This is a genomic window from Micromonospora sp. NPDC049044, from assembly GCF_040649215.1.
In the GTDB taxonomy this organism is placed as follows: Bacteria; Actinomycetota; Actinomycetes; order Mycobacteriales; family Micromonosporaceae; genus Micromonospora.
Window position 1 is genome coordinate 1 of record NZ_JBEZFA010000089.1, and the last position, 1324, is coordinate 1324.

The following is a 1324-nucleotide window of genomic DNA, read 5'->3' on the forward strand; positions in this document are numbered from 1 at the left end:
GAAGCAGATCCTCGACTCGGTCAAGGGTGCTCTGGGTCAGACCACGACGTCGGTGCAGGAGATGCGCGGTCAGGTCCGGGGGACGTTGCAGGGCTAATCGATTGGTACGACCGCGTCCGGGCATCGATCGGGGCCCCGGGCGCGTCGTCGTGGTGGCACACGTCGTCGGGAGTCGACTGCTCGTCCCACGTGACCTTCGGACGGCACTCGACCGGTTGGCTGGCGCTGATCTCAGCAGGGGACGGGGTATACCTGCGTGGTCAGGAAGATTTCCGGGCCTGGCTCGCCGAGCTGAGTGGTCGGGAGCGGCGCCATCCGGGGGGAGCGTTTCGTGTGGACGATGATCGGAAGGCGATCTCCGAGAGGGTCGAGGCGCAGGTGGGCGCCCGGCCGCCGGAGGCCCTGCTCGACGTGTGGACGGGCGTGCGGCCGGTGGACGACGAAGGCGACGTCTACGTCTACGGTCCCGACGAGATCGCCGAGCGCAACCTGACGTACGAGGTCCGGAAATATGCGCCGGGTCTGCTGCTGATCGGCAGCGACGGCGGGGGAGTCGGCCTGTTCGTCGCGACGAACGTCCCCGATCCCGAGGTCGTCCTCATCGATCTCGGGGCGGTGGGCACGTCCGACGGCACGCGCGCCGGTCGGTTGTCGGTCCTGGCGGGGGAGGGCTTCCGTTCGATCAATCCGGCGGCGGAGCACGCCAGGACCGAGGCAGCGGCCGGGCCGATCGACGTCGTGGTCACCCACCACCCCGGCGTGAAGGCGCTTGTGGAGATCCGCAAACTGTTCCACCTCACGCTGCCGATCAGCGCGCTCACCGCCGCGGATGCCCGTTACCCGATGGTGGTCCTCGCCGGCGTCTACCACGGCAAGTACGCCGAGGCCGTCGACCAGATCAACCTGCGCCACCGGTGCCTGGCTGTCCGCCCACACGTCACCGCGTAGAAGGCCCCGGTGCGACCCCGACCCCGTCAGCGGAGATCGGCCGCGCCGTCTGCGTTGCAGACTGTGCGAGATTTGCGACTGAAGTCACCATCGTAGTTCGTCGCACGTCTATGTTCGATATTCGGCGCGGCTGGTTGGCGTGGACACGGGGAGGTCCGGGCGCGATGGCTGAATTCCCAGCGCATTTGTTCAGGATGGATGGTGATCCGTCGGCGGTTCGGTCGTCGGCGGGTCGGTGGCAGGGGTTTGGTGCGGCGGCGTCGCAGGCGGCGGCGCAGATTACGGGTTTGGATACGAGTCAGTTCGTGGGTCCGGAGGCGGATCTGTTCCGGGAGGGCCTGAATGCCCAGATGCCGGGGCATTTGCGGGTGACCGG

2 protein-coding genes are annotated in these 1324 nt (G+C 68.1%); both read left to right on the forward strand.

The genetic code is table 11. The features are described 5' to 3' along the window. Positions 1-333: 333 nt before the first annotated feature. Positions 334-948: a hypothetical protein gene (locus AB0B85_RS33580; protein ID WP_357413803.1), complete on the forward strand. Its 615-nt coding sequence runs from the start codon at positions 334-336 to the stop codon at positions 946-948. Positions 949-1112: 164 nt separating this feature from the next. After that, on the forward strand, positions 1113-1324 hold a 212-nt coding region (locus AB0B85_RS33585), incomplete at its 3' end, for a hypothetical protein (protein ID WP_357413805.1).